The organism is Streptomyces sp. MB09-02B, from assembly GCF_033794485.1.
In the GTDB taxonomy this organism is placed as follows: domain Bacteria; phylum Actinomycetota; class Actinomycetes; order Streptomycetales; family Streptomycetaceae; genus Streptomyces.
This window is the reverse complement of the sequence record NZ_JARGEE010000439.1, coordinates 1-6,985: the sequence shown is the minus strand read 5'-3', so window position 1 is coordinate 6,985 and position 6,985 is coordinate 1. Positions and strand designations below refer to the sequence as shown.

General features: G+C 72.4%; 4 protein-coding genes. All 4 read right to left on the bottom strand.

Going from position 1 to position 6,985, the window contains the following annotated elements; translation table 11 throughout:
• Window positions 1–207: 207 nt before the first annotated feature.
• The 4 genes from uppS to P1P70_RS37190 all read right to left on the bottom strand — a co-directional run bounded on the left by uppS (window position 208) and on the right by P1P70_RS37190 (window position 6,889).
• The gene (gene uppS / locus P1P70_RS37205; protein ID WP_319245644.1) at window positions 208–2,070 is read right to left on the bottom strand and encodes a polyprenyl diphosphate synthase; all 1,863 of its coding nucleotides are present in this window, start codon (window positions 2,068–2,070) and stop codon (window positions 208–210) included.
• Between the two features lie 240 nt (window positions 2,071–2,310).
• Window positions 2,311–4,863 (bottom strand): polynucleotide kinase-phosphatase, encoded by a 2,553-nt coding sequence (locus P1P70_RS37200; protein ID WP_319245642.1) that lies wholly within the window; start codon window positions 4,861–4,863, stop codon window positions 2,311–2,313.
• Entirely contained in the window at window positions 4,860–6,344 is a 1,485-nt protein-coding gene (locus P1P70_RS37195; protein ID WP_319245640.1) for a 3' terminal RNA ribose 2'-O-methyltransferase Hen1, read from the bottom strand. The genes P1P70_RS37200 and P1P70_RS37195 overlap by 4 nt, the downstream gene beginning before the upstream one ends.
• Before the next feature lie 98 nt (window positions 6,345–6,442).
• Complete coding sequence (locus P1P70_RS37190) at window positions 6,443–6,889, bottom strand: amidohydrolase family protein (protein WP_413471636.1); 447 nt, start codon at window positions 6,887–6,889, stop codon at window positions 6,443–6,445.
• Window positions 6,890–6,985: the final 96 nt, after the last annotated feature.

Here is a 6,985-nt window from a genome sequence, read left to right as displayed (position 1 = left end):
CCATCCTCGCCAAGGGGCTGCGCCCCTTTGACCCCCAGGCGTCCGTCCGGTGGGGGCTGGTCGCGCAGTTCCCCGCGCCCCTGAAAGGCCTACGGCCATTTCGGGGCGAAAAGCACGGGGCGCAGCCCCTGCTTTTCAGGGGCGCGGGGAACTGCGCGAGAAGCCCCACGCACCCGCAGCCGACGACGCACCCGCGGGCCCGAGTTGCTACTCGGTCCCCTCGGCGGAGACCGACGCCGCGCCCTTGCGGCGTTTGCGGTGGGTGTAGGCGACCACCGCCTCCCACAGGTCGCGGCGGTCGACCTCCGGCCAGGGCTGGTCCGTGAAGTGGAGTTCCGCGTAGTGGGCGTGCCAGGGGAGGAAGTTGGAGGTGCGGATCTCGCCGCTGGTGCGCCAGAGGAGGTCCACGTCCGGCAGGGCGTGGTGCGGCAGGTGCGCCGCGAAGAGCTGTTCGGAGACCCGGGCGGGATCGACCTCCCCCGCGAGCGCGGCGCGGGCCAACGCCGCGCCCGCCTGGGCGAGTTCGGCCCGGCCGCCGTAGTTGACACAGACGTTGAGGGTGAGGCCGGTGCGGTTGCGGGTGGCGTGCTCCTGGGCGCGGAGGACCTCCACCACGTCCTCCGGGAGGCCGTCGGGGGAACCCACCCAGCGCAGGCGTACGTCGTGGTCGAGCAGTTCGCCGTCGAGGAGCTCGGCGCGCATGATCGCGAAGAGCTTGGAGACCTCGTCGGGCGACCGCTTCCAGTTCTCGGTGGAGAAGGCGTACACCGTCAGATGGGCGAGGCCGATCTCCAGCGCGCCCTGGACGACGTCGCGCAGGGCAACCGCTCCGGCCCGGTGACCCTCGTCGCGGGGCAGCCCAAGGCCGGTGGCCCAGCGTCCGTTGCCGTCCATGACGATCGCCACGTGCTGGGGCAGGTGCGCCTCGGCTATGGCCGGCGGGCGGACGCCGTCGCGGTGCGGGCGCGGCGGCAGCGGCGGTTCGGCGACGCGTGTGACGAGCCGTTCGGGGCCGGTGAGCGTGAGCGATGCCGAGCCGTCGTCGGTGGCGCCGGGCGTCGGCGCGCCCCCGGCCGTGCGCACCGGGGTCTCGTCCCTGCCGGGCGGCAGCGTCAGCCGCCACACCACCGCGGCCCGTGCCCGGGCCGGGCCGACGATCCGCCACTCGGTGTGGCGGGGGACGCGTACCGGCCGGTGCAGGACGGCCGAACCGGACCGCTCGATCGCGTCCAGCTCCGCGCCGAAGAGTTCGACAGCGGTGTCGAGCACGATGGCGGGGCCCAGCGGCAGCGTGTTCCGCAGCGCCCGGCGGGAACTCTCCAGCCACTGCCGGGCCTGGTCGACGAGATGCGCGACCAGCCGCCGTACGGCCGGGGTCCACGCGCGGGAGATCAGCTCGTCCCGGGTCACGCCGTGGCGGTCGAGGACCTCGGCGGGGAACCACACCTGCCCCGCGTCGATGTCCTCGGGGAGGTCGCGGAGCATGTCGGCGAGGAACAGACCGTCCACGAACCGGGTGAAGCCCGGGAGGTCGCGGAGCCGGACGGGGACGGGCAGTCCGGAGCGGACCAGCATCCGCATCAGCTGTTCGGGCCAGCTGACGTTCTGGGCGTGGGCCCGCTCCCGCCACTCCTGCCAGGTCGCGACGCCCTCGCGGGCCTCGTCCCCCTGGACGGCGTCCAGGGCGCCCAGCAGATCCCCGGGGTCGAGCCCCCAGTGCCAGACCGCGTCGGTCAGCGCGAGCCGTACCGGGTCGTCACTGCCGCCGCTCGCGAGGTCGGCCTCCAGCGCCGTCCGCCACTCCTGGAGCCGCCTGCTGCGCTCCTGCGGAGTGCCCTCGGTGGAGTCGAGCAGGTCGTCGGCGGAGGCGAGGGCGGCGTACAGGGCCCAGCAGGCGGGGCGCACCGTCGGCGGCATCAGCTGCATCAGCGCGTACTCGGTGGGCCGGGTCGTGCGGACCAGGCGGCGGCACTCGTCGTACGCGGCGTCGAGGACCGATCGCTCTCGCCCGGACCGCGTTCCGGATCCGGCCGCGGACCGCGTTCCGAACCGCGTGGTGGTGCGACGCATGGGAAACCCCACATACCTTCGACTGGGACCGATGGGACCGACTCGGGTGACAGCGGTCGCCTGCGATCGGCTGCGATCGCTGTCCCCCCGAGCACCGCCGGAACCTCTCGAACGCGGAACACGGCCACGCCTGCTCGCGACATTATCAGCCGCAATGTCACGGGCGCGGGCGCGGGTCCGCCCGCCACGGACGAGGGCCTGTCGGGCAGGCCCTGGGTCCGTCCGCGGCGGGCGTCGCTCTCACAGCCGGGGGTCGACCGGCTCCGACTCCAGAGCCAGTACCCCGAACACCGCCTCGTGCACCCGCCACAGCGGCTCCCCCTCGGCGAGCCGATCCAGGGCCTCCAGACCCAGGGCGTACTCGCGCAGGGCGAGGGACCGCTTGTGGTTGAGGAACCGGCCGCGCAGCCGGGCGAGGTTCTCCGGGCGGGTGTACTCCGGGCCGTAGATGATCCGCAGGTACTCCCGGCCCCGGCACTTGATGCCCGGCTGGACCAGCCGTCCCTGTGTGCTGCGCACGACCGCCCCGACCGGCTTGACGACCATGCCCTCTCCGCCCCGGCCGGTCATCTCCAGCCACCAGTCGATGCCCGCGCGCACCGAGGCCTCGTCGCCGGTGTCGACGAAGAGGCGCCGGGTGGTCTGCAGCAGGCCGCTGACGTCGTACTCGACGAGCCGGTCGAGGAGCGCCAACTGCTCGTCGTGCGGGAGCGCGGCGAGGCTGCGGCCCTGGACCGCGAGGATCTGGAAGGGGGCGAGCCGGACGCCGTCCAGGCCCTCGGTGGGCCAGCAGTAGCGCCGGTAGGCCTCCGTGAACGCGGCCGCGTCGGCGGCGCGCTCGCGCTGCCTGCCCAGCAGGTCGCCCACGTCGACGCCGCGTGCCGCCGCGCCCTCCAGGGCGGACAGCGCGCCCGGGAACACCGCGCCGGAGGCGGCGCCCACGGCCGCGTACTGGGTGCGCAGCAGCCCGGACGCCTTCAGCGACCAGGGCATCAGCTCGGCGTCCAACAGCAGCCAGTCGGTGTCGAGTTCGTCCCAGAGGCCGGCCGACGTGACGGCCTCGCGGATCCGGGCGAGGACCAGCTCGGTGCGCGCCTCGTCGTCGAAGAACGGGCGGCCGGTACGGGTGTAGAGGGAGCCGGTGGGCCCTTCGACGCCGAAGCGGGCGCGGGCCGCGTCCGCGTCACGGCAGACCAGGACGACTGCCCGCGACCCCATGTGCTTCTCCTCGCACACGACCCGCGCGACACCGTCCTCCTTGTACTGCGCGAACGCCTCCGCCGGGTGCTCCAGGTAGCCCTCGACGTGCGAGGTCGCGGTCGGCGCCATGGTCGGCGGCAGGTACGGCAGCAGCCGCGGGTCGACCGCGAAGCGGCTCATGACCTCCAGGGCGGCGGCCGCGTTCTCCTCGCGGACCGACACCCGGCCGGCATGCCGGGTCTCGACGACCCGGCGGCCGTGCACGTCCGCCAGGTCCAGCGGCCGGCCCTCGTGCCCGCCGGGCGCCTCGGAGGCCAGCGGCCTGGCCGGCTCGTACCAGACCTTCTCGGCCGGTACGTCGACGAGTTCGCGCTCCGGCCAGCGCAGCGCGGTGAGCCTGCCGCCGAAGACGGCGCCCGTGTCGAGGCAGATGGTGTTGTTCAGCCAGGTGGCGGTGGGCACCGGGGTGTGGCCGTAGACCACGGCCGCGCGGCCCCGGTAGTCCTCCGCCCACGGGTAGCGCACGGGCAGGCCGAACTCGTCGGTCTCGCCGGTGGTGTCGCCGTACAGGGCGTGGCTGCGGACCCGGCCGGAGGTGCGGCCGTGGTACTTCTCCGGCAGACCGGCGTGACAGACGACCAGCTTGCCGCCGTCGAGGACGTAGTGGCTGACGAGCCCGTCGATGAACTCGCGTATCTGCTTCTTGAACTCCTCGCTCTCGCCCTCCATCTGCTCGATGGTCTCGGCGAGTCCGTGGGTGTGCTGGACGTTGCGGCCCTTCAGGTAACGGCCGTACTTGTTCTCGTGGTTGCCGGGCACGCAGAGCGCGTTGCCGGAGCCGACCATCGACATCACGCGGCGCAGCACGCCCGGGCTGTCCGGGCCCCGGTCGACGAGGTCGCCGACGAAGACGGCCGTCCGGCCGTCCGGGTGGACGCCGTCGACGTAGCCCAGCTTGCCGAGCAGTGCCTCCAGTTCGCTCGCGCAACCGTGGATGTCGCCGACGATGTCGAACGGGCCGGTGAGGTGGGTGAGGTCGTTGAAGCGCTTCTCGGTGACGATCGTCGCGTGGTCGATCTCCTCGACGCCCCGCAGGACGTGCACCTTGCGGAAGCCCTCGCGCTCCAGGTGCCTGAGGGAGCGGCGGAGTTCGCGGGTGTGGCGCTGGATGACGCGGCGCGGCATGTCGGCGCGGTCGGTGCGGGCCGCGTTGCGCGCGGCGCACACCTCCTCAGGTACGTCGAGCACGATGGCGATCGGCAACACGTCGTGCTTGCGGGCCAGTTCGATCAGCTGCCTGCGGGACTCCTGCTGCACGCTGGTCGCGTCGACGACGGTGCGGCGGCCGGCCGCGAGGCGCTTGCCGGCGATGTAGTGGAGGACGTCGAAGGCGTCCTTCGTCGCGCTCTGGTCGTTCTCGTCGTCCGAGACCAGGCCCCGGCAGAAGTCGGACGAGATGATCTCGGTGGGCTTGAAGTGGCGCCGGGCGAACGTGGACTTGCCCGAGCCGGAGGCGCCGATCAGGACGACGAGGGAAAGGTCGGTGACGGGCAGGGTGCGCCCCTTGCCCGTCTGCTGGGTGGTCTCGCTCATGCTGCCTTCGCCTCCTTCTCGTCGGTCCTGTCGGTGTCGCGCTGCTGGAACACGCCCATCTGGGTGGGCGGCCCCACCTCCGGGTCGTCGGGCCCGATGGGGACGAACTCGACGTCGTAGCCGTGCCGTTCGGCCACCGTGGTCGCCCAGGTGCGGAACTCCTCACGGGTCCACTCGAAGCGGTGGTCGCCGTGCCGGGCGTGTCCGGCGGGGAGGGACTCCCAGCGGACGTTGTACTCGACGTTCGGGGTGGTCACGAGGACGGTGCGGGGGCGAGCCGAGCCGAACACCGCGTACTCCAGGGCCGGCAGTCGGGGCAGGTCGAGGTGTTCGATGACCTCGGAGAGCACGGCGGCGTCGTAGCCTTTGAGTCGTTTGTCGGTGTAGGCGAGCGAGCTCTGGAAGAGCTGGACGCGGGAGGCCTGGCGCTCGCCCATGCGGTCGAGCTTGAGGCGGCGGGAGGCGATGGTGAGCGCGCGCATCGACACGTCCGTCCCGACGATCTCGGTGAAGCGGACGTCCTTGAGCAGCGCCTGCACCAACTGGCCCTGGCCGCAGCCCAGGTCGAGGACGCGGGCGGCCCCGGAGTCCTTGAGCGCGGCGATGATCGCGTCCCGGCGCTGCACGACGAGCGGCGTCGGCTTCTCCTCGGCCTCGTCGTCCGCTGGCTCCTCGACGGCGTTGTCGATGTCCTCGACCTCGCTGTCGTCGGCCTCGGCCAGCCGTACGAGTTCCAGGCGCTCCATGGCCTGCCGGGTCAGCGACCAGCGGCGGGAGAGGTAGCGGCTGGTGATCAGCTTGTGCTCGGGGTGGCCCGGGAGCCAGCCCTCGCCGACGCGCAGCAGCTTGTCGACCTCGTCGGACGACACCCAGTAGTGCTTGGCGTCGTCGAGAACCGGCAGCAGCACGTACAGGTGACGCAGCGCCTCGGCGAGGGTCAGCGACTCCGACTCCAGGACGAGCCGCACGTAGCGGGAGGCACCCCACTCGGGGAACTGGGTGTCCAGCGGCACCTCCTCGGCGGTGACGGTCCAGCCGAGCGGCGCGAAGAGCGCGGCGACGAGGTCGGGGCCGCCGCGGGCGGGCAGGGCCGGTATCTCGACGCGCAGCGGGCGGACCTGTGCCGGGAGGTCGGGGCGGGCCTTGCACTGGCCGCGCACGGCACTGGAGAAGACGTCGTTCAGCGCGACGGCGAGCAGGGAGGAGGCCGCGTACGGGCGGTCGTTGACGTACTGGGCGAGCGCCGCGTCGGGGGCCCCGCCGCGGCCCTTGCCCTTGCCCCTTCTGACGAGTGCCACCGCGTCCACCTCCAGCAGCAGCGCGGCCGTGCACCGCTCGACGTCCGCCTCGGGGTAGAGGACGTGCGCCGTGCCGTAGGAGGTGGAGAACGCCTGCGATTTGTCGGGATGCTTGTGCAGCAGGAAACCGAGATCGGTCGCGGGGCGCTCTGGGGTGCCGGTGGTACTGATCGTCAGGAACACAGTGGGGTTGCCTCGTCGTGGGTGTCTGGATGGACGCCCAACGTACAGCGAAGGTTCGGGGCGCACTCAGGCATTTTCGCCGGAGGGCTGTCCCCGCGTCAGGGCAGTTCGGTGACTCCGGGGAAGAAGTAGTGGTCCGCGAAGGTGGTGACGCCCGACCGGACCATCTCCGCACAGGCCAGCAGCGCACCGGCCCGCACGTCCTCGGCGGTCGGATTGGACTCCATCGGCCAGACGCGGTCGTTGAACCACCCCTCGACCGTCACGTCCTCGGCCGCGCCCCGCATCAGCACCATCGGGCTGTGCGTGTGCGCGTTCACCAGCCCGGGCAGGGCCAGCAGCCCCCGCCCGTCGACCACCTCGGTGCCCGGCTCCTCCGGCCGCTCCGCTCCCGTGGGCCGGACGTCCACGATGACGCCGTCCGCGACCACGATGTCCCGCCCGGGCAGGACGTCGCACTCGCCCTCCACGGGGACGCGCAGCACGTCACAGCCGCGCACCAGGAGGGGGTGGCGGGTGACGGAAGGGGACGTTCTGTCGCTCATGCGGCACAAGCTGGATATCCAAAACGTTTTGCACAACAACAAGACGCTTCGGATATCGGAACGGCCCCGGGATCGTTGGGGGCCGTTCCGATATCC